Origin of the sequence: Microbispora sp. KK1-11 (assembly GCF_006874435.1) — a bacterium.
Taxonomy (GTDB): domain Bacteria; phylum Actinomycetota; class Actinomycetes; order Streptosporangiales; family Streptosporangiaceae; genus Microbispora; species Microbispora catharanthi.
This window is the reverse complement of the sequence record NZ_VIRJ01000027.1, coordinates 70976-95171: the sequence shown is the minus strand read 5'-3', so window position 1 is coordinate 95171 and position 24196 is coordinate 70976. Positions and strand designations below refer to the sequence as shown.

Genomic DNA, 24196 nt, shown 5'->3' with positions numbered 1-24196 from the left:
GTCAATAGGCCCTGACTCGAACCTGTCAGCCGGGCCCGATGACCGGACGGTGCGGGCGTACGCCGGCCTGCCGTACGGGCAGGCGGTAGGTCTCGCCGCGCATGAGGTAGTGGACCAGGTGCGACAGCCCCGAGCGCCGGACGTGCTGCTGGAAGTCCTTGAGCGGGGAGGCGAACGCCTCGTAGTCGTCGTAGTGGACGGGCAGGGCCGACTCCGGCTGTATCAGCCTGAGCCACTCCACCCCCTGGGCGCCGTCCATGGTCACCGTGACGCCGAGGATCCGCGTGCCGCCGAGGTGCACGATGCCGACGTCGATGTCGGGGAAGCGGCGCGGGATCTCCGACAGGCACTCGTCCATGATCGTGTCGCCGCTGATGTGCAGGCGCAGGTCCACCTCGCCGGCGTGGGCGAAGTCGAGCACGCTCCCCATCACCGGCGGCATCAGCGCGTTCGCCGGCCCCGGCGCGTGCCGGGCGGGTGTGGCGGTCACCGTCAGCGTGCCGTCTCCGTGGCGCTCGTGGTGGTACTCCCAGGATTCCAGGCCGACGGCGTGGTCGAATCCCTGACGGCGCAGCCGGGCCGCCGCGTGCCGGGTGGTGACGATCGGCAGATCCTTGTCGAGACCGTTCCTGGCGATCCTGTCCCAGTGGTCGCCGTGCATGTGCGACAGCACGACGAGGTCCAGTGGCGGAAGCTGCCCGATCTCCATCGCCGGCTCGGTGCGGCGGCGAGTGCTCACCCCCCAGCCGAGATGGGCTCGCTGCCCCTGGTGCAGGAAGTTCGGATCCGTCAGCACAGTGAACCCGTGAGAACGGATGATCATGGTGGCGTTTCCCACGAAGAACACGGTCGCGTCCGCTGGATCGGGCATGACGCCTCCCCTCTCCCAGGCTTTCAGGCTACGTAAACCACCACAAATCACCCGAAAGCGGGGGGCGGTTAGCTAGCCAGGGACGAGGGAGAAGCCGAGCTGGGAATACAGCTCCAGCAGGTCGAAATAGTCCCGGTGGGCGACCACGAGGCCGTTCCTCGCGTGACACGCCCCGCAGCCGCGTACGGTGATCCGCCGGCCGCTCGCGCCCGCGAGATCGCCGTCCGGCAGCGTGAAGGACCCGGTGTGCGTGCCCGTCATCGTCCACTCGCTGAAGCCGGGGTCGGCGCACTCCAGCCTGTTCCAGACCGTCATGGTCAGGTCGGCGAAGCCCTTGAACATGCTCTCCCAGTATCGGACGATCTGCTCGCGCCCCTCGTACACACCCAACGGAGTGGCCAGGACGGCGTACCGGTCGTAGCACGTCGACAGCCGGTCCGGGTCATGAGCGTTCACCGCGTCCAGCACGCGGTCCGCGAGCTGTCGGCCGTCAGGCATGGCGGATCACTCCCCAAGGGCGTACCCCCACGGTAACGCCGCCATGGCAAAGGCCGTCCGCAGGAGGCGCAACACCGCCGGATGCAACGTGCGAAGCACCTGCGGCGTCCCTGGAGTCGTGGACGACACCTTTGATGAGGTGCTCAACCTCGCGGCGATCCCGGAGGAGTGAGGCACCTGGGACCCCGGTGAGCCCGGGGTCCGCTCGGCGTGCAGCATCGAGAGGTCACGCGGGCCGGGGGCGTGCGGCGCGGGCCAGGGCGACCGCGCTCGCCGCGCCGGCCGCCGCGGCCAGCGCCAGCCACCAGGCGGTCGCGCCCATGGCCTCCGGCCGCGGCGGGTCGGCCAGGGCGAGGAACACCGCGCCGAACACCGCCACACCGCTGAGCTGGCCGAACTGCATGGTCGTCGTGAGCAGGCCGCTCGCGTCGGCGGCGCGGGCGGGCGGCACGTGGACCAGGGCGTGGGTGAGCAGGCTGGTCGAGACGCCCAGCCCCGCGCCGTACACCACCAGCGCGGCCCACATCACCGGGCCACCGGTCGCCGAGGCGGCCAGGCCCGCCGTGCCGAGGACGCTGAGCGCCAGCCCGGCCGGTGGCAGCAGGTGGTGGATCCGGCCCGGCAGCCTGCGCCAGTAGAAGCTGCCCAGCCCGAACGCCGCCGCCATGGGCAGGAACGTGAGCCCGGCACGCAGCGGGCTCTCCCCGAGGACGCCCTGCAGGTGCACGGCGAAGGTGAACAGGAACCCGCCGTAGGCGACCATCAGCGCCATCAGCGTCGTCAGGCCCGAGGGCATGCCGGTCGCGCGCAGCACGTCCAGGTTCAGGAGCGGGTCGCCGCCCCGGGCCGCCGTACGGCGCTGCGTCACGACGAACACGACGGCGAGCCCAGCCCCCGCGGCGATCGAGGCGTACGTCCACATGGGCCAGCCGGCCTCCCTGCCCAGCACGAGCGGGAGCACGACCAGCAGCGTGGCGGGCAGCGCGAGCGCGAGGCCCCGCAGGTCGAGCCGGCGCGAGCCGCGCGGCCGACCCGACGGTGCGTCCGGCGGCACCAGCCGGGGCACCGCGAGCGTCAGCAGGACGCCCACGGGGACGTTCACGAGGAACACCGGCCGCCAGCCGGTGCCGGCCACGTCGGCGCCGACCAGCACCCCGCCCAGCGCCAGCCCGACGACAGAACCGGCGGAGAGCACCGCGGTGTACGCACTCAGGGCGGTGGCCCTGGCTCTGCCGGTGAACCGGGTCTGGATCACGCTCATGATCTGCGGGACCATGACGGCCGCCGCGGCCCCCTGGACGAACCTGAAGGCGATCAGCGTCCCGGCGTCCGGCGCGAGCCCGCACAGCAGTGATCCGGCGGTGAAGCCGGTGACCCCGATCATGTACATGCGGCGTCTGCCGTACAGCTCGCCGAGCCGGGCGCCGGTGATCAGCAGGGTCGCGTACGCGATGATGTAGCCGCCGACGACCAGTTGCAGGGCGGCCCCGGACGCCCCCAGGTCGGCGCCGATCCTGGGGATCGCCACGTTGACGATGTAGAGGTCCAGCAGCCCCATGAACTGGCCGGCGAGCAGCACCGCCAGCATGGGCCAGGGCCGCCCGGCACGGGCCGGGGCGGAGCGGACGGTATGGCTGATTGTCACTCTTTGTCCTTCCGCAGAGGGTTCGCCGGTACGTACCGGCGCCGGGCGGAGAACTCATCGATGAGTTCCGCCGAGCGCGGCGGTAGATACGGGTGACGGCGACGCGACGCGGGAGAGCGCATGTGGAGTGACGAGGAGTTCGAGCGGATCACCGGGCCCTACCGGCGTGAGCTGATGACGCACTGCTACCGGATGCTCGGCTCGGTGCACGACGCGGAGGACCTGCTGCAGGAGGTCATGCTGCGGGCGTGGCGGGCGTCCGGCGGCTACGACGAGCGGCGGGCCTCCCCACGCACCTGGCTCTACCGCATCGCGACGAACGCCTGCCTCACGGCACTCGAACAGCGCGGGCGCAGGGCCCTGCCCTCCGGTCTCACCGGGCCGAGCGACGACCCGGACGCGGGACCGCAACGGCGGCTGCCGGAGGTGACCTGGCTGGAGCCCGTCCCCGACGTGCTGGTGGACCCCGCCGCGATCGTCGCGTCGCGGGGCGGGATCAGGCTGGCGTTCGTGGCGGCCCTTCAGCATCTGCCGCCGCGGCAGCGGGCGGTGCTCATCCTGCGCGAGGTGCTGGCCTGGCGGGCGAGCGAGGTCGCCGATCTGCTGGAGACCTCGGTCGCCGCGGTCAACAGCGCCCTGCAGCGCGCCCGCGCCCAGCTCGCCCGGGTGACTCCGGCCGAGGACGACCTGACCGAGCCGGACGACCCGGCCTGCCGCGACCTGCTCGACCGGTATGTCGCGGCGTTCGAGAAGGCCGACGTCGAGGCCCTGGAGCGGCTGCTGCGTGAGGACGCCGTCCTGGAGATGCCGCCGTACCTGTCGTGGTTCTCCGGGCGGGAGGCGTTCGGCCGCTTCATCCGCTGGGTCTGCGCCACCCGGGGCCCCTGGCGGATGGTCCCCACGCGCGCCAACGGGCAGCCGGCGCTCGCGGCCTACCTGGACGGCGGCGACGGCGTCTTCCGGGCGCACTCGCTCCAGGTGCTCACGATCGCCGAGGACGGCATCGCGCGGAACGTCGTGTTCGGCGACCCCGCCCTGTTCGCCGTCTTCTCGCTGCCGCCCACGCTCTAGGCGAGGAAGGCCGCGACCTCGCGGACGAAGGCGTCGGGGGCGTTCTCGTGCACCAGGTGCCCGGCCGGGATCGTGACGTGCGCGGCGCCGGGGATGCGCCGGGCCATCTCGGCGACCCGGTCCTGGGGGATGTGGCTGTCCGGCCCGCCGCCGATCACGAGCGTGCGGGCGGTGATCCGGCCCAGCCGCCCGAGCCAGGCCGGGTCGGGGTGGTCGATCTCCGGCCTGACCGCCTCCACCATGGCCCAGTCGAACGACAGCGGTCCCTCCGGCCGTACGAGCGGGGGCGGGTCGCGCGGCACCGGGAGCGGCACGTCCTCAAGGACCAGCGTCCGCACCCGGCCCGGCCGCTCGGCGGCGAGCAGGTAGGCCACGACGCCGCCCATCGAGTGCCCGATCACGTCCACCGGGTCGAGCGACAGCGCGTCGAGGAAGGCGAGGACGTCGTCGCGCATGAGTTCCAGGCCGTAGTCCCCCGGCCAGTCGCTGGCACCGTGGCCACGCAGGTCCAGGGCGTACGCGTGCCGGTCGGCGGCCAGCGCCCCGGCCACGCCGTCCCAGCCGGCCATGCCCTCGCCCAGGCCGTGCAGCAGGATCAGCGGCGAGGCGTCGTCCGGGCCGTACGTCCGGTACGCGATCCCGACGCCGTTGGCCTGCACCACCCCATGATCCGTCACATGCCGACAATAACCCCCGATAACCCCCTATGGGAGCAACAGGCACACCAAGTACCATGACGCCGGAAAACGGGATCACCGTTGATCACGGATACGGCCGATCCCGCATGCCGGGTGGCCGAAGGCTGCTCGTACCGCGGGAGGTCAGGTGTCCGCACTGCGGCGTGGACTGTGGGCGCCGGTCGTCCTCTCCTACGTCACCTTCATCCTCGTCGGTCTGAGCGCCGGCGTGGGCGGGGTGCTGCTGCCGGCGCAGATCGACGACTACGGCCTCGACAAGGCCACGGTCGGCACGCAGTTCTTCACCTTCTCCGCCGGATTCATGCTGGCCGGATCGACCGCCGGCCTGCTGATCCACCGCTTCGGGATCCGGGCCTCGCTCATCCTCGGCGGCGGCACGTTCGTGCTGGCCGGCCTCTACTCGTCCATACGCCCGCCGTTCCTGGCCTTCGTGGCGGTCCAGATCCTGGCCGGGTATGGCACCGGGATCCTCGAATCGGTGCTGAACGCCTACCTCACCGACCTGCCCGGGGCGACGACGCTGCTCAACCGCCTGCACGCGTTCTTCGGCGTCGGCGCGCTGCTCGGGCCGCTGCTGGCCACCTGGATCCTGACCTTTCTGCCGTGGACGGCCGTGTGGCTGGTCCTGGCCCTGGTGTGCCTGCCGCTGCTGGTCGGCTTCCATCTGACCCTGCCCGCCCGCGAGGCCCCGCCGCCCGCGTCGGCCGAGGAGCAGGCGGAGCGTCCGGGCCTGCTGGCCACCGCGTCGCGGCAGCCCGCCGTCCTGCTTGGCGCGGTGTTCCTGGCCGTGTACGTCGGCCTGGAGATCAGCGTGGGCAACTGGGGGTTCACCTTCCTGGTGGACGAGCACGGGCAGGGGAGCCTGCTGGCCGGATACACCGTCTCCGGCTACTGGCTCGGGCTCGCCCTCGGGCGCTTCCTGATCAGCCCGGCGGCCACCAGGCTCGGCATGACAGCGACCGGGATGACGTTCGTCTGCCTGGCCGGCATCACCGTCAGCTCGGTTCTGGCGTGGATCGCGCCGGGCGGCGTGGTGGCCAGCGTGAGCTTCGTGCTGCTCGGCTTCTGGCTCGGGCCGATCTTCCCCACGACGATGGCCGTCGCGCCGCGGCTCACCGTGACCCGGCTGGTGCCCACGGCGATCGGGCTGCTGAACGGGGTGTCGGTGGTCGGCGGGGCGGTGTTCCCGTGGCTGGCCGGGGCGATCGCGCAGGGCGTCGGGGTCTGGACGCTGCCGCCCTTCGCCGTGGCGCTCGCCCTGCTGCAGGTGCTCTTCTGGTGGCTGGTGGTGGGCCGCATGAACCCGGCCCCCCGCACCGCCTCTTAACGGTGATTCCTGGTCAGTTCGAACGCGGCGACCGTGGCGAGGCCGTACCCGAGGTGGGGGACCAGGTCGGCCATCCAGCCGCTCACGCCCCACTCACGCGGGTCGGTCAGCCCGAGCGCGGTCATCGGCGCGCTGCCCGCGACCGCCGCGGCCACGCCCACCCCGGTCGCCGCGGCCGGGAGGCTGACCCTCCGCCGTACGGCGTGGCGGAACAGGCCGTAGGCCAGGCCCACACCGACGCCAGTCAGGATGCCGAGCATCGGCCCGAGCCCCTGCTCCCGGTTGCTGCGGGCGTCCTCCTCCTCGCCGAGGCCGACGTGGAGCCGCTCGCTGACCGCGCCGGCGGCCTGCTCCGGCAGCGAGCTCGCCGGTCGGCCGCGCACCGCCATGTCCAGATAGGTGATCGTGTTGAGCACGGTCGTCCCGGCCGCTCCCGCGACCGCTCCCGCCGCCATGTCGCGATAAATCCCCATAGCGATCGCTTAACCGGGCCGGGCCGCCTCAAACGACGCGCGCCCGCGCGACGATCAACGGGCGATATAGGGTCGTCCAGGTGACGGTAAACGACACTCCGGGGGACGGAATGGACCGAGAGCTCACCCTGATGGCCGTGCACGCGCACCCCGACGACGAGGTGATCGGCACCGGCGGGATCCTTGCCAAGTACACCGCCGAAGGGATCCGTACGGTCCTGGTGACGTGCACCAACGGCGAGCAGGGCGACGGCCCGGGCGGGGTGAAGCCGGGCGAGCCCGGCCACGACGACGCCGCGGTCGCCGAGCGGCGGCTGGCCGAGTTGCGCGAGTCGGTCGCCCACCTCGGCATCGATCACCTGGAGCTGCTGGGCTACCGCGACTCCGGCATGGACGGCTGGGACGGCAACGGCCACCCCGACGCGTTCGCGAACGTCGCGGTCGAGACGGCCGCCGCCAGGCTCGCCGCGCTGATGGAGCGCTACCGCCCTCAGGTGATCGTCACGTACGACGAGAACGGCAACTACGGGCACCCCGACCACATCCAGGCCCACCGCATCGCGGTCGCGGCGGCCGAGAAGACCGGCATCCCGGACAAGTTCTACTACACCGCCGTGCCGCGCGAGGGCATCCGGCAGATGTTCGAGTTCATGCGGGCGAACGGCATGGCGCCGGACGACTTCGAGCTCCCCGATGACTTCGGCACGCCCGACGAGCTCATCACCAGCGTCGTGGACGTCTCGCCGTACGTGGAGAACAAGCTGAAGGCGCTGGCGGCCCACGCGAGCCAGGGCGAGAACATCCCCTTCCTGAGGATGCCGCCGGAGGCCCAGCACCAGGCCTTCTCGCGCGAGTACTTCATCCGGACGACGTCCCGGGTGACCGCCCCGGACAAGGAAGACGACCTGTTCGCCGGCCTCCGCTGAGTTCGCGCCCGCTCAGCCGGCTCCGATCGGTCTCTAGGAAAGGCGCTGGAGGGAGAGGGTCTGCCGCCAGTGCTCGGCGGCCTGCGCCATGTCACGGCTGAGGAGCTCGAAGAACCGGCTGGTCGTGTGCAGCCGCCGGCCCACCGGCGTGCCGGTGCCGAAGACGTCCGCCCCACGCCGTGTGGTGTCCGCCCACAGTGTCATCGACCTGGCACTCTCCGACCAGGTGCGATACCACACGTCGACGGCGACGGCGTAACGCTCGCGCCGGACCTCGCGTTCACGGCCGACCAGGCCGCGCTGCTCAAGCCAGCGGATGGCCTTGGAGATCGACGCCGGGCTCACGTGGAGGCGTTGGACCAGTTCCGCGGCGGTCAGGCTGGCGCCGTCGCTGACGAACAGCGCGGCGAACACCCTGGCCGTCAGCGGCGACATGCCTGTCCGGATCATCATCTCGGTGAAGTCCTCGGTGAACTCCTGGACCGTGCGGGCGTCCCGGTCGCCGTACGTGTCCGGGAGTTCGGGCGGCGGGACCTGCCGGCGACGACGGGCGCGCCAGTTCGTCGCCTGCTGGGCGTGGTGGGCCCGATAGCCGTGCGGGCCGCCGTTGCGGGAGATCTCGCGGCTGACGGTGGACCTGGGCCGCCCCAGCCGCCGGGCGATCTCCGCGTAGGTCAGCCCGTCCCTCAGCCCTTCGGCGATGCGGCGGCGGTCGTCGAAGCTCAGGCGGCTCCGTGCGGGCATCCGGTCCTCCTCGTCCTTCGTCGGATCGTCCCAATCGGCGCTGGCCGGATGCAACACGACGGAGCACACGGTGCGTTCTGCGACAGCTCTTTGCACCAACCGAACGCCGTCGAACTGGGCTTATACGAGGAGTTCGTTGCCGTGGGACGAAACGCCTTCGTAGGCTCTCCCCAGCCGTGAACGGCGTGACGCCTGTGCCGGCGTGCCGGCCCACGGAGTCCCCATCGGAGGTTTGATCATGAAGGTCGTACTCGTCACCGGGGCCTCGTCCGGCATCGGCAAGGCCACCGCGCTGGAACTCCTGCGCGCGGGCCACATCGTGTACGGCGCGGCCAGGCGGGTGCGGAACATGGACGTCATCCGCGACGCCGGCGGGCACGTGCACCCGATGGACGCCCGCGACCCCGCTGATCTGGAGCGGGTCGTCCGCACCGTCGTCGAGGAGCAGGGCCGGATCGACGTTCTGGTCAACAACGCCGGCACCGTGGTGCACGGCGCGGCCGAAGACGTCCCCCTGGAGCTGGCGCGCGACCAGTTCGAGGTGAACCTCTTCGCACCGGCCAGGCTGATCCAGCTCGTCCTGCCGCACATGCGCGAGCGGAAGTCCGGCACGATCGTCAACGTGTCGTCGATCGGCGGCGAGATCGCGTTGCCGCTGGGCTCCTGGTACTACGCCACGAAACACGCCCTGGAGGCGTACTCCGACTCGTTGCGCATGGAGGTCGAGCCGTTCGGCATCGAGGTCGTCGTCATTCAGCCCGGGATCATCAAGACCGGGTTCGAGGATCACACCGCGCAGGACCTGCGGGAGATCTCCGGTGCGACCGCCTATGGGGCGATGGCCGAGGCCATGGCCAGGCGGAGCGAGACCCAACTCGGCGTGGACAGCCAGGCCTCCGATCCCGGCGTCGTGGCCGCGGCCATCCGCGAGGCCGTCGAAGCCGATAAGCCCGAGACCCGCTACGTCGTCGGCTGGATGGCCGACAAGCTGCTCGAACTCAACAGGACGCTGCCGGACCGCGAGTTCGACAAGCTCGTCACCGGCTCCATCCGATAGCCGTGCCCCCTTCGCGGTCCATCGCTGCCCGGCGGGACAGTCTCCTGCCCACCATCGTCATGGCGACCTGAAACATCCGCCGCAAGCGCCCGTCAAGCGCTCCACACGACATGCGCAAGATCGCGGCAAGACCGTCTCTCTAGCGTCGTCGGCGCAAGGACAAGCCTGACGAACAAGGAGAGGCATACATGCGCAAGCTCACGCGAACGGGCGCGATCGCGGCGATGGCCGCCGCCGCGCTCACAATTCCCCTCGCCCCGGCGTTCGCCGAGGAGACGGTGGTCATGACGAACTCGACCTCCGTCGGGCCGGGCATCTCGGCCTACGTCTCGGTGAACTGCCCGTCGACGAAGCCGTACCCGGTGACGACCCGGACCTCGTCCATCATCCAGGACACGTACGACGGGCCTTTGCTGGACTACAAGGGCATCACCGTGAACGGACGTCAGGTGAAGGTGTCGTTCAGCAACTCGCAGTCGACGTCGGACCCGCACGGGTTGCGCGTCTCCGTGAAGATCGAAGTGGTCTGCTCGAATGTGCGGCACGAGCCCATGACCGGCTTCGAGTTCATGCAGAGCACGAAGATGCCCCCGGGCGGCGACGCTCTGCTCACGGTGGCCTGCCCGCCCACCCACCCGCGCCTCACCGATGCCGACGAGCGGCACCCCGCCAAAGTCAGCGTCACCGCGGTCTACCCCGAGGAGCACTCGCACTCGGTCTGGTATCAGAACGACGACTTCATGGCCGAGAACTGGGCCGAACTCTGGGCCACCTGCTCCGCCTGAAGCTGAGTCAGCGGTGGTGTGGCACCTCAGTCCCCTGCGGAGACCTTGCGGTCTCACCCGGCTCCGCGCCTGATCCGGGAACCAGGACCCGGCGCTTCAGGATCCGGCGCTTCAGGATCCGGCGCTTCAGGATCCGGCCTGGAGGAGGCGCCGTCCGAGGGCTTCGGCGGCCTCCCGCAGTTCGCGTGACCCGACGATGCGGAAGGGCGCCCGGATCGCCGTGAGCTGCCGGACGTACCAGTCCGGCTCGTCCGTGCTGCCCACCAGGCGCGTGGTGGTCGCGTCGATCGGCTCACGGCGGCCGAGGCTGCGCGGGATCCACTCGGCCACGGCCTCGGCGGGCGCGTCGACGACGACCTCCACCTCGTGCCGCCACCCTGCCGACAGATGGTCCTCCAGCATCTCCGCCGGATCGAGATCGGCCGGAGGGACGGCCGGCACGTCGAGCACCTCGACGCCCGCCACCTTGTCCACCCGCAGCACCCGGCGGGCGTCCCTCGTGTGCGACCAGCACAGGAGATACCACCGGCCTCGGCGTACGACGACGGCCCACGGGTCGACCTCCATGACCCGCTCGTCTCCGGGGCGGATGCGATATCCGAGCCGCAGCCGGCGGTGCCCGGCGCAGGCCTGGACGAGGACGGCGGTGGTCTCGGGGCGGGGAGTCCTGGCCCCGGGCTCGGGGTGTCTCGTGCTCAGGCTCCGCACCGCCGCGGCCGGCCCGGCGACCGCCTCGGGAAGCACCCGCAGGATCTTGCCGAGCGCGCCGCCCACGGGATCGGCCGGGTCCGCCGAGTCGTGGTGGCCGTCCAGCACGGCCATCACCAGCCCGAGCGCCTCAGCCTGCGTGAACATCAGGGGAGGCAGCCGGAGTCCCCGGCCGATGCGGTAACCCCCGTAGGGACCGCGTTCGGAGTCGACCGGGATGCCGGCCTCACGCAGGATGCCGACGTAACGCCGGGCGGCCCGCTCGGAGACGCCGAGCCGGCCGGCCAGCCGTTCCGCAGTGATGCCGGGGCTGCTCTGGATCAGTTCGAGGAGAAGGAGCGCCCGCGCGGTCGGGCTCTCGTCGTGCGTCATTCGGCAACCCGTCATATTCCGGAAGTGGATCGTCCGGAATGCACCGTAGCCTGTCCGCCATGACCGAAAACGTCCTTTATGAGCCGCCGGTCGCGGGCGACGAGATCGACACCTTGCTGGGCTCGCTGGACCGTCAGCGCCGGATTTTCGCGTGGAAGTGCGGCGGGCTCGACGCGGCCGGCCTGCGGGCGACCACCGCCGCGTCGTCCATGACCCTGGGAGGGCTGCTCAAGCACCTGGCCCTGGTGGAGGACGACATGTTCTCCCAGAAGCTGTTCGGGCGACCGCCGGCGCCGCCGTGGGACACGGTGGACTTCGACGCCGACCCCGACTGGGAGTGGCGTACGGCCGCCGACGACACTCCCGAGCAGTTGACGACGTTGTGGCAGGACGCGGTGGCCCGCTCCCGGGCCAACGTACGGCAGGCGCTGGCCGAGGGCGGCCTCGGACGGCTCGCGGCGTACACCGGCTCCCGCGGCGAGTCGCCCAGCCTCCGTCGCCTGCTGATCGACATGATCGAGGAGTACGCCCGCCACGCCGGGCACGCCGACCTCATCCGCGAGTCCGTCGACGGCCTGGTCGGAGAGGACCAGCCGGCGGGATGAGGCAGGACATCATCGAGCCGATTCCCGCCGATCGGCTCGTCATCGTCCCCGCCGACCGGGCGTCGTGGGACGACCTACAGGCGATCTTCGGCGCGACCGACTGCCATTGCCAGCGCTACAAGATCTTCACGTACCAGTGGGGCTCGGTCTCCGACGCCGAGCGTGCCGCGCGCCTGCGCGAGCAGACCGGCTGCGAAACCCCCGGAGCCCGCTCGACCAGTGGTCTGGTGGCCTACCTGGACGGCGAGCCGGTCGGGTGGTGCGCGGTCGAGCCCCGCACGGCCTACCCCCAGCTGGCCCGCACCCGCGTCCCCTGGAGGGGGCGGCAGGAGGACGAGACCGACGACAGCGTCTGGGCCGTGACCTGCTTCGTCACCCGCAAGGGCTTCCGCCGGCGTGGCGTGACGTACGCGCTCGCACGCGCCACGATCGACTTCGCCCGCAGGCGGGGAGCCCGGGCCCTGGAGGCGTACCCGGTGATCACCCGGCCGGGCGTCGAGATCACCTGGGGCGAGCTCCACGTCGGCAGCCGCGACGTCTTCCTCGACGCGGGGTTCACCGAGGTGAGCAGGCCGACCCTCAGGCGAGCCGTCGTGCGGATCGACTTCTGATCGTCCCGCCGGGGTTCGGCGCGGTCAGTCGGAGATCGCGATGCGGAGGCGGCGGAAGCCGCGGCCCTTGCTCTCGATCTTGGCGACCTTGATCCTGCCGATCTGCCTGGTCGAGGCGACGTGCGTGCCCCCGTCGGCCTGGGTGTCCAGGCCCACGATGTCGACGATCCGCACCTCGGGGATCTCCTCAGGCACGAGGTTCGTCGCGGTGCGGATGATGTCGGGGATCGCGAAGGCCTCCGCGCGGGGCAGCACCCGTACGTCGATCCGGCGGTCTGCGGCGATCTCGGCGTTGCACGCGTCCTCGACCGCCTCCTTGAAGCCCGGCGGCACCTCGGGGAGGTTGAAGTCCATCCGCGCGGTCATCGGCTCCATGTTCCCGCCGGTGACCAGGGCGCCGTAGTCGCGGAACACGACGCCGCACAGCACGTGCAGGCCCGAGTGGGTGCGCATGAGCGCGGAACGGCGCTCGTCGGCGACCGCCGCCCGCACGACCGTGCCGGCGGGCGGGATCGGGTCGTCCGCCACCGGGACGAGATAGAGGTCGTCTCCCTTGCGCACGCCCTCGATGCGGGTCTCGACGCCCTGCCACAGCAGCACGCCGTGGTCCGGCGGCTGGCCTCCGCCGCCCGGGTAGAAGGCCGATCGGTCCAGGACGATCCCGTCCGGCGTGGCCTCCAGCACGACGGCCTCGAAGGACCGCAGACCCTGGTCGGTCAGCTCCAGCCGCCTCGTCCGCCCATGAAGATCGAACGTCACCTCACCGAGTCTAGTCACGGCGGGCGGGCCGGGGCCCGTCCCGGGCGCGGGCCGTACGGTCCGCGCCCGGGTGGGTCATCGGTCAGGTGCCCCCAGCCCTCGTAGGTGAGCAACACACCCGCGCGGCCGATCTGCCCGGCGGTGCTCGCCGCCCAGACGTAGGGGGTGGCCGGATCGTGGACCGTGTTGCCCAGCAACACCTGCGCGTTCTGGGCGACCCGAAGCTGATGCTGCGGGTCGGGAATCGGCGTGGGCTGACCGAGGCAGGAGGCGACCATCGCGATCGCCAGCGGGCTGATCCGCATGTCCGGCGCGATCCTCGCCGCCCGGTTCAGGTGGGCGGCGTACTCACGGAAGTCGCGCACCGGCAGGGAGTAGTCCTCGCAGAACACCTGCGCCGGATTCTCGACCACCTCATCGTCCTGCCGGCGTGGCTCGACCGGCGGCGACGCGGGGGGCTGGACACCGGTGTCCAGCGCGACGAGCACATCCGCGAGCTGCGACCAGGCAGGCCCGTAGAAGCCGCCGAAGACCAGGGACAGCAGGGAGGTCCGGTTCAGGGAGACCGACGGGTCCCCGGGGAACGGCAGCTCGCCCCGGTCGGCGCGGGCGATCAGGCCGGCCCACAGTGCCCGCACGTCCTTCCCGTGCAGGGCGCGTGCGCGCCTCTGGCCCGCTCCTCGACGCCGGCGTCCGACCGGGCTGAAGCCCCAGGTCGGGCGCCGTTTTCGCCGGCCGGGCGGAGAGCGCGGGCTTCGGACCCGCGAGACCGGCCCCCCGGCCGGCGCGACGACGCGCCGATCCCGCCGGCAGGCCACATCCCGTGGCCGCCTCCCTCCGATCGCCGAAAAGTTTCGGAAGAGCTGCCCGTAGATATAGGGCAGCAGGGAAGCCGGCTCTCGCGTCCCGCGCCACCGACGCCACACCGCCCGTGAACTTACGAGCGGTTTCGACCCCTTGACGTACCACAAGCGCGTTCCTATGGTCTGCATTACTTTCGTAATGTCACAGAAACTTTCGGACGTCGCCGTCGTCTGAAGATGGAGTCATCGTGGTCAACCGAAGCCGGCGCCCACGCGGGCCACGTCTTCTCGCAGTTCCACTGGCCGCGATAGGTCTGCTGCGAGGCATGGCGCGCCCGGCCCTGGCGGAGGACCCGACCCCCACGGTCGCCGACCCGACCCGCAGCGGCGGGCTGGGCGCCGCGGCCGATCTCGGCACGCAGGCGCTGGGCCGGCGCCTGGCCATCGGCGACTGGAAGCCGCCGGGCACCACCGAGCTGATCCGCCGCCCGCGAGAAGGGATCACGCCGGGCGCGGTGGTCCTGATGCACGACGGCGGCGGAGACCGGAGCCAGGCCGTCGACGCCGTCCACACCGTCGTCCCCGCGCTCCGATCGGACAGGTGGCACCTGTCGCTGCCCGCCCGCCGGGGCTGACCTGATCGCACCACCCATCACCCCCCGTTTCCCCCCACCCCGAGGAGTTCCCTTGCTTCGTCCCGCACTGTCCATCGGCCTCGTGAGCGCCGCGGTCCTGCTGGGCGGGGCGGCTCTCGCCGGCTCGGCCTCGGCCGAACCCGGCGCCGCCCCCGCACAGTCCCAGGCCGTCAAGTACCCGGCGGACTCGCTGCGCGCCCTCGGCGACCGGGTCGGTCTGCGTATCGGCACCGCCGTGAACACGGACGAACTCGGCAGCAACGCCGACTACACCCGGATCACGGCCGAGCAGTTCTCCACGGTCACTCCGGAGAACGTGATGAAGTGGCAACTGGTGGAGCCCACCCGCGGCACGTACGACTGGGCTGCCGCCGACCGGCTGGTCGCCTTCGCGAAGAAGAACAAGCAGCTGGTCCGCGGTCACACACTGGTGTGGCACAGCCAGCTGCCCACCTGGCTCTCCTCCGACGGCTCCACCACCACCCTGCCGAACAACGAGCTGAAGGCCCTGCTCAAGAAGCACGTCCAGGATCAGGTGAAGCACTTCAAGGGCGACATCTGGCAGTGGGACGTGGTCAACGAGGCGTTCGACGACGACGGGCAGCCCCGCCAGACCATCTGGTACAAGGCGTGGGGCGGGCTCGGCTACATCGCCGACGCCTTCCGCTGGGCGCACGAGGCCGACCCCAAGGCCCTGCTGTTCTACAACGACTACAACCTCGAGTTCACCGGGGCGAAGAGCAACGCCGTGTACGACCTCGTCCGGTCCCTGAAGGCGCAGCGCGTGCCCATCGACGGCGTCGGCTTCCAGGGCCACCTGGACACCCAGTACGGCTTCCCGGACCTGCAGAACAACCTGCAGCGCTTCGCGGATCTCGGCCTGAAGGTGGCCGAGACCGAGGTGGACGTCCGCACGTTCACGCAGGCCCCGCCGAACGAGAACACCCCGACCAACCCGCTGGCCGGGTACGCCCAGGAGAGCTACTGGTCCCGCGCCCTGCAGGCCTGCCTGGCGGTCCGCGAGTGCATCTCGTTCACCCCGTGGGGATTCGCCGACACGTACTCCTGGATCCCCGGCTGGTTCGACGACCCGCAGGAGGGCGCCGCCCTGCTGTACGACGGGAACCTGCAGCCCAAGTCGCAGTACTACGTGCTCCAGCAGGACCTGGCACTCGCCGCGGGGGCGCCGCACCGGTCCGGCCCGGGCGCGGGTCGCGACTGACCGTACCGACAGGCACGGGGCCGCACTCCACGAGGCGGCCCCGTTCGCCGCACTCGGGATGACCAGACCCGCCCGCGGAACGGACGGGTCTTCCGCGTCAGCGGCCGGAAGCGCGGAGCGAGGCGGCCTCGTACAGCTGGCCGGTCAGGGTGCTCAGCGAGCCGGCGCACTTCTGCCTCAATCACCGCGCACTCCTTTTTCGGAATCCGTTTCACGCGGTTGTTCCGAGTTAACGAAGGCGGCGCCCTGCGGAGAGAAGAGAACTACTCCGCCAACTGCACGCAGTGTCAGCCGTTTCGCCCGGGCCGCGTGCGGGATCGTTACGGGCGCCCCGCAGGCGATCTCACTGGCGCGCTGACCGGAACGGCGGCGTGCGCGGGCCGCGGTCCGGGTGGCGGCGGGGGACTGTCCGAGTCGACGCTGAAGGGTGGACGAGCAACGGGGGAAGCTCATAACGATCGAGGGCTCGGCATCGCACCCAGAACCTCTGGGGCAATGCCGAGCCCTCGATGCGACCGAACGGGCAACGCATGGCGTGGACGTCCCGCTCGACGTCAACGCCAGGCGTTCCACTCCACCGGCGTCACGCCGGTTTCAGTGGCCGAATTTCTCGGTCTCGCCGGCGCTGGCGGCTCGGGCCGGGAGCAACACGGCCGTGACGACCACCGCCAATGACAGCACCGCGCCGATGATGAAGGCCAGCCGCATGCCGTCGAGGTTGGCGAGCACCTCTGCGACTCCCGCGGATTTCAGGGTTTCGGCTCGCGCGCTCATCACGGTGATCACGAGCGCGGTGCCGAAGGCCGCGGCGACCTGCTGCAGAGTGCTCAGGATCGAGCTGCCGTGGGAGTAGAGCTGCGGGGGAACCGCTCCGAGCCCGAGGGTGAACACCGGGGTGAAGGTCGCGGCCAGACTCACCATCAACAGCGCGTGCAGACCCAGGAGCTGCCAGTACGGCATGGTCATGGTGACCTGGGTGAGGCCGGCGAGCGCGAGCGCGATTCCGATCGCGCCGGGAATGACCAGAACCCGGCCGCCGAACCGGTCGAACAGGCGGCCGACTGCCGGACCGAGCAACCCCATCGCGAGACCGCCCGGCATCACGAGGAGTCCGGTCTCCAGAGGGCTGAGCTCGCGGATGTTCTGCAGGTACAGCGGCAGCAGGATCATCGAGCCGAGCATCGCCATGAAGGCGACCGACATCAGGATGAGCGTGACCGTGTAGGTGCGGTGGCGCAGGGTCCGCAGGTCCATCAGCGGCACGCCACGCTTCTGCAACGACAGCTGGCGGAAGACGAAGACGACGATGGCGGCCAGGCCCACTGCCACGATCGCGGCGGCAACGCGGACGTCACCGCCCTCGAACCGGCTGAGCCCGTAGACCAGGCCGCCGAAGCCGGCGGCGGCCGTCACCACGCTCAGCCAGTCGATGGCGCTGACCTCGGTCTCTCCGACGTTCTCGAGCTGCTTCAGGCCGCGCCATGTGATCAACGCCGCGATGGGGAGCACCACGGCGAACAGCAGCCGCCAGGACCCGAACTGAAGGATCAGACCCGAGACCGTCGGCCCCATCGCGGGCGCGACCGAGATGGCCAGGCTGACGTTGCCCATCACGCGGCCCCGTTCCGACTCCGGCACCACCTGCATCAACGTGGTCATCAGCAGCGGCATCATCACGGCCGTCCCGGACGCCTGGATGATGCGGGCGCCCAGCAGCACCTCGAACGACGGCGCGACGGCGGCCAGCGCCGTACCGAACAGGAACAAACCCATCGCCGTGGCGTACGCGCGACGGGTGGACACCCTCTGCAGGAACCATCCGGTGGTCGGGATGACGGCGGCCATGGTCAGCATGAAGGCGGTCGAGAGCCACTGCGCGGTCTGCTCGGTGATGTGCAGAGCGCCCATCAGCCGCGGGATCGCGTTGATCATGATCGTCTCGTTGAGGATGACCACGAACGTGGCGAGCACCAGCAGCCGGATCACGGGCGGGGTGCGCTTTGAGACGGCGGTCGCGGGTTCGGCGGGCGAATCAAGCTGTGCGATGGACACGGCACCTCGATCAGGGGTTGTCGGGTAACGGACGTGGTCCTGGCTGGCGTCCCAACCCGGTTCCCACAAGAATTCGTGGTTCATGGCAAGCCTGACAGCCACCACCGACAAAACTCATCGCCCAGACCGGATTTCCGGCAAGCGACGCGGAACGGTCACCCGATTTTCACCGGCATCGGACGACGATCCCCGGCCACGTCCACGGGGCACCGGACCTCTCACCTCCCGGGCATCCATGCCTGGTCCGCACGCGCCAACGGGGGCGAATCCGCTGGCGCGGCGTCGCGAGATGAGGACAACCTCCCGATCCACCCGAGCTGGTGACCATTCTCCGCGAGCGCATCGGCGAGTTCGGCCCCACGATGACCGGCGCCTCTTCCGAACGTCCCGAGGAGGTCGTTCCCCCGCTGGCGGCTCCCCCGTACGACCTGGGCCACCCACGGTGAGCCTCCGGCTCGATGCCGGAGTGACGGCACCCGACGTGGCCGAGCGGGCGGAGTCGGGATTGCAGCTCAAGGTGTACGCCAACTGCTTTGGCAGCGACGTAGACATTTCCGACGAGAGAATCGACCACGCGCTTGGTTGATAGTCCCCTGGAAGGCGATTCCCAGACGCTACGTCAGCTCCTGGGGATCGCCTTCATAGTTCTGATCCTCGTGCTGTCAGCCTCGACCAAGAGCACATTTTGCGACGCGATGAAGTTCAAGCTCCGCCCATCCCCGCACAATGCTTCTCGTCCAAGGTGCGCCCTGCATTGCTGTCGCCCAGCCAGGTCTGGGCACAAGAGCACCAGATCTATAGCCTTGATCGGGTGGCCACTTCCTCTCTGCGGCTCCACGTAGGCCCGTCCGTCCTGGCCAAGACCGCTATCCCGGCGACCACTCTTCTCATCCTTCTCTACCTGGCCATATCCGCGCTCACGCTCGTGCAGTCGTCGACATTTCAGGAAGCCTTACATGGGCCGGTCCTCTGCGAGTACATTCCGGATGCTCCGCCACGCCGGCAGGAGGAAATAAGGAACTATCTGGGCTGCGAGGCTTCGTCCGCGCTGGTCCTGTTCGCAGGAGTCGCGGCGATCGGCCTCGTTCCCGTGTTCGCGATGACCTACCTGAGCGTGCGGGTATTGCGCTTTCGCGCCGACCTCTTCGGCACGGTGCTCGTCATCCAAGGGGCCCTGAAGTCCAAGCGCTTCGGCCTGTCCACGGCGTACGTGCGTCTGGATGCCACAAGCGGACGACGCATCCCCTACTTGCAGATAGTGGAATCTGCCTCTGCTAGCGGGCGGCTGTACCTTCGCGATGTACACACCCCGCTGATGCCCGCCGGTGATCTTCTCGCCGTCGCTGAAGCAATCGAGTCCGGCAGACGACCTGAGCCCTTCGCCGGCCAGGCAATCCAAACGGCCATGGCCCTCCGCCGCCTGGCCTCTGATCCACTCGCCCGCTCAAGCGCTTGAGACCGGCGAGACGGCGAGGAAGCCGACAGCGACCGCCGGTGACCCACGGTGGCGTACGGCTGCGCACGGGTGAACGATCAACGGGGTCTGAACCGAGCGACCCCGCTGATCAGACGCCGTTTTGGCTGGTTGCCGATGTACGGCACACCGCTCCCGGTGAGGGAGTACTCATCGACGCCCCAACCATTGGAGAACAGGAGGAACTGCCGATATCTCGGCGGCGGGCTCATGCTCCACCGCTCTTCGATCTGGCTGACTTCTAACTGCCCGGGGGTGGAGACCGTGCTCCGGGCCTAACGGCGGGCGTGTGCCGGCTGTTTGAGGGGTTGTAGATCGTGCGGCGGCGCTGTCGCAGATGTCGCCGGTTGGCGGGCAGAAACGGCTGGTCGGCCTTATCCCGTCGCCGCTCTCAAGGCATGTACCTTGTCGCTGCTGGTGGAGATATACACGACACCGTCGGCTACCACCGGCCTGTAGATCTCGCTTCCGGTTTCATAGGTCCAGCGTTGCTCGCCGGTCGCCGCGTCCAGGGCGTGCACGATGTTCTCGCCGTCATCGTCGAGATACACCACACCGTCGGCCACCACCGAATCATCGGGGTAGTAGTCGCCATCGGAAACCTCGTAGGTCCAGCGTTGCTCGCCGGTCGCCGCGTCCAGGGCGTACATATCGCCCTCGATATTGCGGACGTACACGACACCGCCGGCCAGCGTCACACTGACGTAGGGGCCGCTGGTTTCGGAGATCCAGCGTTGCTCGCCGGTCGCCGCATCCAGGGCGTACACCCTGGCACTGCCGACGTACACGACACCGTCGGCCACCACCGGACGGACGTAGAGGCCGAAGCCGATTTGGTGGGTCCAGCGTTGTTTGCCGGTCGCAGCGTCCAGGGCGTACACCCTGCCCGTCCCATCGCTGAAGTACACGGCGTTGCCGGTTACCGACGGGCCGAAGTCGACCCTGACGCGGTTACGGGTGTCATAGGTCCAGCGTTGCTCGCCGGTCGCCGTATCCAGGGCGTACATCCTGCCCACTTCGTCGCCGACGTACACGACATCCCCGGCCACCACCGGTCTGAAGCCACCGCGGCCGGTTTTGTGGGTCCAGCGTTGTTTGCCGGTGGCCGCGTCCAGGGCGTACACCCTGCCCGTCCCATCGCTGAAGTACACGGCGTTGCCGGTTACCGCCGGGCCGAAGTCGACCCTGGCGCGGTTACGGGTGTCATAGGTCCAGCGTTGCTCGCCGGTCGCCGCGTCCAAGGCGTACACCCTGCCGTCATCGGTGGTGTATACGACACCCTCGGCCACCACAGGATCGGAATAGCCGACTGCTGAAGGAACTCTGGGAAGTTTGCGGGTCCAGCGTTGCTTGCCGGTCGCCGCGTCCAGGGCGTACATCCTGTCCTCGCCGAGCTCGCCGCCGAGGACGTACACCACACCGTCGGCCACCGCCGGTGCGGAGGTCCCGTAGCCGATGTCATAGGTCCAGGAGGGGGTTATGGTCACGGTCGCCGTCACTGCCCGCCACACGAACCCTGAGACGACAACCAAAACGCCGATTGCCAGCCCGGTGACCGCCCGCTGCCATCTGCTCCACTGACGCCCGCCTACATTCTTCATCTCCCGGACTTCACCGCTATCTCTCCTCGGGGGTGCTCGCATGCCTGGAGTCGGCTTTGCAGTCGCGCCCGGCGCGAAGGCTCCGAATGACGCTATGGGCGGGCGCTGGAGAACGGCTTGTCGATCACTGGGACGGTCGTGTTTGTCAACGGACGCCGTACTGACCCCTCTACGGTTCCGGCAAATCGACCCCCCAGGGTTGATCAGTCACCGCCGGGTCGGTTGTCCTTGGCCGGCAACTCCCGCCGTTGACGGGAGATCACACCGCCCTCGACGTACGGAACAGGCGTCGAACGACAGGCTTGTGCACCATGCCGAGGTGCTCACCCTGACCGGGAATTCCTACCGGATCATCGGGACGTACTGCGAGGCGTGGCAGAAGGCGCGAACCCCTGCCCTCACCCCGGAACAGGTCGCCTCCCCGCTTGGCGGCCCGGCCGTACGACCTCCGACACGCTGCCGTCTCGCTGGGGCTTAACGCTGGGGTAGCGGCTCCCGAGGTCGCCGAACGTGCCGGGCATGGCGTCGATGTGCTGCTCAGGGTGGCTCACGGCTGCGCATGGCCGGAACGAGCGACGGCGTCTGAACCGAGCGAAACCGCTGGTCAGACGCCGTTTTGGCTGGTCGAGCGGAGAGCGTGGGATTCGAACCCACGAGACCGGTCACCCGGCCTAGCGGTTTTCAAGACCGCCGCCATCGTCCACTAGGCGAGCTCTCCCCGGCGCCCCATGCTGGAGCGCCACGCAGCAGCCTAGTCTCTCACTCTCCCGTAGGTGACCGCGACCGCGAAAGAGATCATCCTCGCCTACAGGTGGTCCGGGATCTCCGAGAACCTGGGCTCGGCCAGCGCGTGTGGCCCGGCGAAGCCGTCGCCCACGGAGGCCGCCAGTCGGAGGTAGGCGTCCCTGGTGGCCTGCTGGAGGCGGTCCAGGTCGATCTCGGCGCCCTCCTCCAGGTGGGCGTCGTACGGCACGCGGACGACGGTGCGGCAGCGGGCGGCGAAGTGCGCCTCCAGCTTGTCGAGGTCCACGGTGGACTTCGACCGGGGCCGTACGCTGCAGAGCACCACGGTCGCGGCCCGGACGAGGTCGCCGTAGTGGTGCGCCTCCAGCCAGTCCAGCGTGGCCGAGGCCGCCCGGGCGCCGTCCACGGACGGCGAGCTGACCAGCACGATCTGGTCGGCCATGCCGAGCACGCCCGACATGGCGGAGTGCAGGAGGCCGGTGCCGCAGTCGGTGATGCAGATGGAGTAGAAGTTCTCCAGCACCTGCGCCACCGCGTGGTAGTCCTTGGCGCTGAACGCCTCCGACACCGAGGGGTCGCGGTCCGACGCCAGGATCTCCAGCCGCGAGGTCGTCTGCGAGGTGAAGGCCCGGATGTCCACGTACCGCTTGATCTGCGCGCGCTCGTTCAGCAGGTCGCGTACGGTGGCCGCGGTCTCCAACTCGACCTTGTCGGAGAGCGTTCCACGATCGGGGTTGGCGTCGACCGCGATGACACGGTCGCCGCGCACCTGCGCGAGCGTGGCGCCGAGGCCGACGGTCGTCGTGGTCTTGCCCACCCCGCCCTTGAGGCTCAGCACGGCGACCCGGTGGTGACCGGTGGCGACGGGCGTGCGGGCGCGCTGCACGAGTTCGCGGCGCCGCCGCACCTCCGGGGCCTCGCCCGGCTTGATCAGCCCGGCGGACGCCTTGTAGACCAGCCGCCGCCAGCCCGTCGCGGGAGCGTTCCGCCGCCCCCTCAGCAGGGTGACCGGATCGAGGCTGTCGGCGGTCGGCTTGGACCCGGCCGACTTCCCCGTCGTACGCGCGGGCGAGCTGAAGGCGGAGACGGGAGCCGGCCGGCGCGGGGGCTGGTATGCCTCCCGCTCCGCCACCGCGTCCCGTTCCACGGCGGGCGCCTCGACCGGTGCGGGGCTCGGCGCAGAGGCGCGCTCGGGTGCGGGTTGAGGGGCGGGTGCGGGTGCAGGCGGGGGCGCCGGCGCCGCGACCGGACCCGGCTCGTACGGCTTTCGCTCCTCGGCGGCCAGGTCCTCCCGCAGGGAGCCGGTGAAACGGTCGTCGGTGAAGTCCGGCGCGGCCTCGGCCCGTGGGGTCGCGAACGGAGACGGGATCTCCGGTGGCGCGGGCGGCTCCTCCGGCTCGGCGGGGACGGCGGGGACACCGGGTTCCTGCTGGGCGGCCGGCACCGGCACGGCCGGCTCCAGCCAGCCCCGCAACGGTTCCTTCGCCGAGGACGACGCGCCGGACGCCGGGGAGACGAAGGTCGTGGCCGACTCGCTGCCGGAGAACGCGCCGATGTTCTTGTAGGCGTCGGTGTCCGCCGGGGAGCCGGGGAAGGCGCCACCGCCGAGCAGGGGGGTGGTGAAGGACGAGGGACCGCTCAGGACGCCAGGCGGCGGGGTGGGGCGGCCGTCGTCCTCCGCGGGCTCCTGGTCGTCGCCCGGCGTCTCCTGCGTGGCGTCCGAGGCCCCCTCGGAGGACTCCGGTCCCGCGCCGGAAGAGGCGCCGAAAGACCCCGGGAAGGACGACTCCGCAGACCGGTCCGGTGCCTGGCCGAAGGACGACTCCGTCGCCGCCTCGAAAGAGGAACCGAAAGACGAGCCGAACGACGGGGCGCTCACCGGCCCGGTCGAGGTCGTGGGCTCCTCACCCCTGCCGAGCGCGATGGGCGACTCGGCGGGCGGCGCGTCCTCACGCTTCTCGGAAGGCGAGGACTCGGGCCTGGTCACGAAGGCCGTCGTATCGCCGAAGGCCGCCGTGTCGCTCAAGTTCGTCGTGTCGCCGAAGTTCGTCTCGCCGTAGGCGGAGTCGCTGCCATACCCAGACCCGAATCCGGACTTTTCGCCGCTTTCATACCCAAAACGCTCCGAATAGCCGGCGTCGAAGAGGGGCTCGCGGACGGGACCGGTGGACGACGACTCGGAAGTCTGCGCGTCCTCCGGCGCCGGGGCGCCGTACGCGGAACCGGTCGCGCTGTCGGCCGCGCCGCGGAGCAGGCCGCCGGACGCGGGCTCGGACGGGACGAGGCTCCAGGGGTCGGCGGGGTACGGCGAGGCGGGCTCGGGGTCGGCGGGCGGCGGCGGTGGGGAGGCGAGCGTGGCGGAGGTGACCGCGCTGACCGCTATCTCCACCTCGTCGGGCATTTCCTTGATCGCGTCAAGCCATGCCAGCTGGTCCTCGAGAGAATGCGGATCCTCACGATCATGTCTCGCCACCGTGTACCCCCTCGGGCTGGGCTAATGGGGTAGCAAACACAT

Annotated in this window: 24 protein-coding genes and 1 tRNA gene; 12 read left to right on the top strand and 13 right to left on the bottom strand. The window is 70.3% G+C overall.

All coding sequences use genetic code 11. The annotated features are described in order from the left end of the window. Nucleotides 1-25: 25 nt before the first annotated feature. Nucleotides 26-871 carry an MBL fold metallo-hydrolase gene (locus tag FLW16_RS31425; RefSeq protein WP_142563742.1) on the bottom strand — a complete coding sequence of 282 codons (846 nt, stop codon included), beginning with the start codon at nucleotides 869-871 and terminating at the stop codon, nucleotides 26-28. A 72-nt stretch (nucleotides 872-943) separates the two neighbouring features. Continuing rightward, the gene (locus FLW16_RS31420; RefSeq protein WP_142563741.1) at nucleotides 944-1369 is read right to left on the bottom strand and encodes a nuclear transport factor 2 family protein; all 426 of its coding nucleotides are present in this window, start codon (nucleotides 1367-1369) and stop codon (nucleotides 944-946) included. Between the two features lie 43 nt (nucleotides 1370-1412). Here FLW16_RS31420 and FLW16_RS45525 point away from each other — a divergent pair, with 43 nt between their 5' ends. Beyond that, nucleotides 1413-1541, top strand: a complete 129-nt coding sequence (locus FLW16_RS45525) for a hypothetical protein (protein ID WP_260615768.1) — start codon at nucleotides 1413-1415, stop codon at nucleotides 1539-1541. 54 nt (nucleotides 1542-1595) lie between these two features. Here FLW16_RS45525 and FLW16_RS31415 read toward each other — a convergent pair whose 3' ends face one another. After that, entirely contained in the window at nucleotides 1596-3014 is a 1419-nt protein-coding gene (locus tag FLW16_RS31415; protein ID WP_185949677.1) for an MFS transporter, read from the bottom strand. Between the two features lie 120 nt (nucleotides 3015-3134). Between FLW16_RS31415 and FLW16_RS31410 the strand changes: the two genes are divergently transcribed. Then, on the top strand, nucleotides 3135-4085 hold the full coding sequence (locus FLW16_RS31410; RefSeq protein WP_142563740.1) for a sigma-70 family RNA polymerase sigma factor: 951 nt from the start codon (nucleotides 3135-3137) through the stop codon (nucleotides 4083-4085). Here the strand turns inward: FLW16_RS31410 and FLW16_RS31405 are convergent. Further along, the gene (locus FLW16_RS31405) at nucleotides 4082-4762 is read right to left on the bottom strand and encodes an alpha/beta fold hydrolase (RefSeq protein ID WP_221891373.1); all 681 of its coding nucleotides are present in this window, start codon (nucleotides 4760-4762) and stop codon (nucleotides 4082-4084) included. The two genes, FLW16_RS31410 and FLW16_RS31405, sit on opposite strands and share 4 nt — an antisense overlap. Nucleotides 4763-4910: 148 nt before the next feature. Here FLW16_RS31405 and FLW16_RS31400 point away from each other — a divergent pair, with 148 nt between their 5' ends. Next, nucleotides 4911-6110, top strand: a complete 1200-nt coding sequence (locus tag FLW16_RS31400; RefSeq protein WP_221891372.1) for a sugar MFS transporter — start codon at nucleotides 4911-4913, stop codon at nucleotides 6108-6110. On the opposite strand, the gene FLW16_RS31395 is transcribed toward FLW16_RS31400, so the two are convergent. Beyond that, nucleotides 6107-6583 (bottom strand): hypothetical protein, encoded by a 477-nt coding sequence (locus tag FLW16_RS31395; RefSeq protein WP_221891371.1) that lies wholly within the window; start codon nucleotides 6581-6583, stop codon nucleotides 6107-6109. The two genes, FLW16_RS31400 and FLW16_RS31395, sit on opposite strands and share 4 nt — an antisense overlap. A gap of 80 nt (nucleotides 6584-6663) precedes the next feature. Between FLW16_RS31395 and FLW16_RS31390 the strand changes: the two genes are divergently transcribed. Continuing rightward, on the top strand, nucleotides 6664-7509 hold the full coding sequence (locus FLW16_RS31390) for a PIG-L family deacetylase (RefSeq protein ID WP_260615767.1): 846 nt from the start codon (nucleotides 6664-6666) through the stop codon (nucleotides 7507-7509). A gap of 33 nt (nucleotides 7510-7542) precedes the next feature. On the opposite strand, the gene FLW16_RS31385 is transcribed toward FLW16_RS31390, so the two are convergent. After that, a complete protein-coding gene (locus FLW16_RS31385; protein ID WP_142563739.1) occupies nucleotides 7543-8253 on the bottom strand; it encodes a helix-turn-helix domain-containing protein in 711 nt (236 codons plus the stop codon). Nucleotides 8254-8491: 238 nt separating this feature from the next. Here FLW16_RS31385 and FLW16_RS31380 point away from each other — a divergent pair, with 238 nt between their 5' ends. Then, on the top strand, nucleotides 8492-9310 hold the full coding sequence (locus tag FLW16_RS31380) for an oxidoreductase (RefSeq protein ID WP_142563738.1): 819 nt from the start codon (nucleotides 8492-8494) through the stop codon (nucleotides 9308-9310). Between the two features lie 188 nt (nucleotides 9311-9498). Beyond that, nucleotides 9499-10095, top strand: a complete 597-nt coding sequence (locus FLW16_RS31375; protein WP_142563737.1) for a hypothetical protein — start codon at nucleotides 9499-9501, stop codon at nucleotides 10093-10095. A 126-nt stretch (nucleotides 10096-10221) separates the two neighbouring features. Here the strand turns inward: FLW16_RS31375 and FLW16_RS31370 are convergent, their stop codons facing one another. Next, nucleotides 10222-11175, bottom strand: a complete 954-nt coding sequence (locus tag FLW16_RS31370; RefSeq protein WP_142563736.1) for a YafY family protein — start codon at nucleotides 11173-11175, stop codon at nucleotides 10222-10224. A 59-nt stretch (nucleotides 11176-11234) separates the two neighbouring features. Here FLW16_RS31370 and FLW16_RS31365 point away from each other — a divergent pair, with 59 nt between their 5' ends. Together FLW16_RS31365 and FLW16_RS31360 are read left to right on the top strand one after the other, a co-directional pair. After that, entirely contained in the window at nucleotides 11235-11780 is a 546-nt protein-coding gene (locus tag FLW16_RS31365; protein WP_142563735.1) for a DinB family protein, read from the top strand. Continuing rightward, on the top strand, nucleotides 11777-12391 hold the full coding sequence (locus FLW16_RS31360; RefSeq protein WP_142563734.1) for a GNAT family N-acetyltransferase: 615 nt from the start codon (nucleotides 11777-11779) through the stop codon (nucleotides 12389-12391). Before FLW16_RS31365 ends, FLW16_RS31360 begins: the two co-directional genes overlap by 4 nt. Before the next feature lie 24 nt (nucleotides 12392-12415). Here the strand turns inward: FLW16_RS31360 and FLW16_RS31355 are convergent, their stop codons facing one another. Together FLW16_RS31355 and FLW16_RS31350 are read right to left on the bottom strand one after the other, a co-directional pair. Further along, the gene (locus FLW16_RS31355; protein WP_142563733.1) at nucleotides 12416-13150 is read right to left on the bottom strand and encodes an alanyl-tRNA editing protein; all 735 of its coding nucleotides are present in this window, start codon (nucleotides 13148-13150) and stop codon (nucleotides 12416-12418) included. A gap of 14 nt (nucleotides 13151-13164) precedes the next feature. Further along, nucleotides 13165-13788 (bottom strand): alpha/beta hydrolase, encoded by a 624-nt coding sequence (locus tag FLW16_RS31350; protein ID WP_142563732.1) that lies wholly within the window; start codon nucleotides 13786-13788, stop codon nucleotides 13165-13167. 491 nt (nucleotides 13789-14279) lie between these two features. On the opposite strand from FLW16_RS31350, the gene FLW16_RS31345 reads away from it, so the two are divergent. Together FLW16_RS31345 and FLW16_RS31340 are read left to right on the top strand one after the other, a co-directional pair. After that, nucleotides 14280-14588, top strand: coding sequence for a hypothetical protein (locus tag FLW16_RS31345; protein ID WP_185949676.1), 309 nt, complete (start codon nucleotides 14280-14282; stop codon nucleotides 14586-14588). A 52-nt stretch (nucleotides 14589-14640) separates the two neighbouring features. Then, nucleotides 14641-15810 (top strand): endo-1,4-beta-xylanase, encoded by a 1170-nt coding sequence (locus tag FLW16_RS31340; RefSeq protein ID WP_142563731.1) that lies wholly within the window; start codon nucleotides 14641-14643, stop codon nucleotides 15808-15810. Nucleotides 15811-16404: 594 nt separating this feature from the next. On the opposite strand, the gene FLW16_RS31335 is transcribed toward FLW16_RS31340, so the two are convergent. Then, complete coding sequence (locus FLW16_RS31335) at nucleotides 16405-17862, bottom strand: MDR family MFS transporter (RefSeq protein WP_260615765.1); 1458 nt, start codon at nucleotides 17860-17862, stop codon at nucleotides 16405-16407. A 320-nt stretch (nucleotides 17863-18182) separates the two neighbouring features. Here FLW16_RS31335 and FLW16_RS45520 point away from each other — a divergent pair, with 320 nt between their 5' ends. Then, on the top strand, nucleotides 18183-18308 hold the full coding sequence (locus tag FLW16_RS45520; protein ID WP_260615763.1) for a hypothetical protein: 126 nt from the start codon (nucleotides 18183-18185) through the stop codon (nucleotides 18306-18308). Between the two features lie 308 nt (nucleotides 18309-18616). Continuing rightward, a complete protein-coding gene (locus FLW16_RS31330; RefSeq protein ID WP_185949675.1) occupies nucleotides 18617-19318 on the top strand; it encodes a hypothetical protein in 702 nt (233 codons plus the stop codon). A 392-nt stretch (nucleotides 19319-19710) separates the two neighbouring features. On the opposite strand, the gene FLW16_RS31325 is transcribed toward FLW16_RS31330, so the two are convergent. The 3 genes from FLW16_RS31325 to FLW16_RS44670 form a co-directional block, all read right to left on the bottom strand. Then, nucleotides 19711-20937, bottom strand: coding sequence for a PQQ-binding-like beta-propeller repeat protein (locus FLW16_RS31325; RefSeq protein ID WP_185949674.1), 1227 nt, complete (start codon nucleotides 20935-20937; stop codon nucleotides 19711-19713). Nucleotides 20938-21566: 629 nt separating this feature from the next. Further along, nucleotides 21567-21655: transfer RNA gene (locus tag FLW16_RS31315), tRNA-Ser, on the bottom strand. 87 nt (nucleotides 21656-21742) lie between these two features. Continuing rightward, the gene (locus tag FLW16_RS44670) at nucleotides 21743-24082 is read right to left on the bottom strand and encodes an AAA family ATPase (RefSeq protein WP_221891370.1); all 2340 of its coding nucleotides are present in this window, start codon (nucleotides 24080-24082) and stop codon (nucleotides 21743-21745) included. Between the last annotated feature and the right edge of the window lie 114 nt (nucleotides 24083-24196).

What these genes read in the sequence shown, in the direction of transcription:
- FLW16_RS31360 (WP_142563734.1), top strand. Translation starts at nt 11,777, where the DNA reads ATGAGGCAGGACATCATCGAGCCGATTCCCGCCGATCGGCTCGTCATC.
- FLW16_RS31345 (WP_185949676.1), top strand. Translation starts at nt 14,280, where the DNA reads ATGGCGCGCCCGGCCCTGGCGGAGGACCCGACCCCCACGGTCGCCGAC.
- FLW16_RS31410 (WP_142563740.1), top strand. Translation starts at nt 3,135, where the DNA reads ATGTGGAGTGACGAGGAGTTCGAGCGGATCACCGGGCCCTACCGGCGT.
- FLW16_RS31380 (WP_142563738.1), top strand. Translation starts at nt 8,492, where the DNA reads ATGAAGGTCGTACTCGTCACCGGGGCCTCGTCCGGCATCGGCAAGGCC.
- FLW16_RS31365 (WP_142563735.1), top strand. Translation starts at nt 11,235, where the DNA reads ATGACCGAAAACGTCCTTTATGAGCCGCCGGTCGCGGGCGACGAGATC.
- FLW16_RS31385 (WP_142563739.1), bottom strand. Translation starts at nt 8,253, where the DNA reads ATGCCCGCACGGAGCCGCCTGAGCTTCGACGACCGCCGCCGCATCGCC.
- FLW16_RS31370 (WP_142563736.1), bottom strand. Translation starts at nt 11,175, where the DNA reads ATGACGCACGACGAGAGCCCGACCGCGCGGGCGCTCCTTCTCCTCGAA.
- FLW16_RS31395 (WP_221891371.1), bottom strand. Translation starts at nt 6,583, where the DNA reads ATGGGGATTTATCGCGACATGGCGGCGGGAGCGGTCGCGGGAGCGGCC.
- FLW16_RS44670 (WP_221891370.1), bottom strand. Translation starts at nt 24,082, where the DNA reads ATGCCCGACGAGGTGGAGATAGCGGTCAGCGCGGTCACCTCCGCCACG.
- FLW16_RS31425 (WP_142563742.1), bottom strand. Translation starts at nt 871, where the DNA reads ATGCCCGATCCAGCGGACGCGACCGTGTTCTTCGTGGGAAACGCCACC.
- FLW16_RS45525 (WP_260615768.1), top strand. Translation starts at nt 1,413, where the DNA reads ATGGCAAAGGCCGTCCGCAGGAGGCGCAACACCGCCGGATGCAACGTG.
- FLW16_RS31375 (WP_142563737.1), top strand. Translation starts at nt 9,499, where the DNA reads ATGCGCAAGCTCACGCGAACGGGCGCGATCGCGGCGATGGCCGCCGCC.
- FLW16_RS31325 (WP_185949674.1), bottom strand. Translation starts at nt 20,937, where the DNA reads ATGAAGAATGTAGGCGGGCGTCAGTGGAGCAGATGGCAGCGGGCGGTC.
- FLW16_RS31420 (WP_142563741.1), bottom strand. Translation starts at nt 1,369, where the DNA reads ATGCCTGACGGCCGACAGCTCGCGGACCGCGTGCTGGACGCGGTGAAC.